The sequence below is a fragment of the Arthrobacter sp. HMWF013 genome (assembly GCF_003061105.1).
GTDB lineage: Bacteria > Actinomycetota > Actinomycetes > Actinomycetales > Micrococcaceae > Arthrobacter.
Map to the genome: position 1 here is coordinate 1 of NZ_QAIQ01000604.1, position 1,236 is coordinate 1,236.

Genomic DNA, 1,236 nt, shown 5'->3' on the forward strand with positions numbered 1-1,236 from the left:
AGGTAGTGGCGGATCTCAAAGCCGGAAAGAAATAGTCCTTCTTCCCTGCGCATCTGAGCCCAGCGACGCCGAGACTGCGGAGTAATCAGGGATATGCAGGACGCCGGGCGGCAGCGCTCCCGTGTTGGAGCCCACTGCGATGGTCCGGATGCCTGCGGCCACCCCTGCCGCGATTCCCGCCGGCGCATCTTCAAACACCACGGCATCCCCGGGCTCCACACCCAGCAGGCGGGCCGCCGTCAGGTAGCCCTCAGGGTGCGGCTTGCCCTTGGTCACAATGTCCGCCGTCACGGAAGTGTCCGGCATGGCAATACCGGCGGCGTCCATCCGGATGTCCGCCAGAATCCGGTCGGCCGATGTCACCAGCGCCACGGCGTCTGCAGGCAAGCTCCCGAGCAGCCGCGCGGCCCCGGGCAGGGCGATGATGCCGGCGGTCCGCACCCTTTCCATGGCACCGAGTTCCGCGGTGAGCGCCGCGACGTCGGACCCCACCGGAGCGAACCTCCGCACTGTGTCGACCGCCTGCACACCATGGGAGGTCCGCAGGATTTGGGCGATGTCCAGGTTGTACCGGGCCGCGAACTCGCCCCACACCTCCTCCACCACGGCCGTGGAATCCACCAACGTTCCGTCCATGTCAAACAGGACGGCACGGCAGGTGAGTGTGCGGGCGGCGGCAGGCGCGGGGAGGTTCATGCTCCCCATTTTGCCCTATGGAGTATGGACGGCTTTGCCCTTGCCGGCGCGCTAAGCGCCACGTCCGGGGATGTACTGCACGGCCCACTTGTTGCCGTCCGGATCCGCAAAATAGACGAAGTGACCCCAGTCCTGCACGTCAATATCGCTGACATCCACGCCGTTGTTCTTCAGGTGGTCGTGTGCCGCCTGGATATCAGAGACCACAAGCTGCAGGTTCGGCGCACTGCCTGGCGGGGCATCCGTGAGCCCCTCGCCGATGCTGATGGAGCAGGCCGAACCCGGTGGGGTCAGCTGGACGAATCTAATGGAGTCGGTGGGCCGCTCATCGAAATCCGCGTTGAACCCTACTTTGTTGACGTAGAAGTCCTTGGCGCGGTCGACGTCGGAAACGGGCACAAAAACGAGTTCAAGTTTCCAGTCCATCCGCACAGGCTAGCCGCGAAGCAATGAATCCGGTAGGGCCCGACGGCCGGCAGTCAGCCCGCGATGCCGTACAGGCGGTCGCCGGCGTCGCCCAGTCCGGGGACGATGTAGGAC

Annotated in this window: 2 protein-coding genes; both read right to left on the minus strand. The window is 65.3% G+C overall.

What is annotated here, in order from left to right:
• Window positions 1-15: 15 nt before the first annotated feature.
• Window positions 16-696 (minus strand): HAD-IA family hydrolase, encoded by a 681-nt coding sequence (locus tag DBR22_RS20350; protein ID WP_108600490.1) that lies wholly within the window; start codon window positions 694-696, stop codon window positions 16-18.
• 51 nt (window positions 697-747) lie between these two features.
• Window positions 748-1,122: a glyoxalase superfamily protein gene (locus tag DBR22_RS20355; RefSeq protein WP_108600491.1), complete on the minus strand. Its 375-nt coding sequence runs from the start codon at window positions 1,120-1,122 to the stop codon at window positions 748-750.
• Window positions 1,123-1,236: the final 114 nt, after the last annotated feature.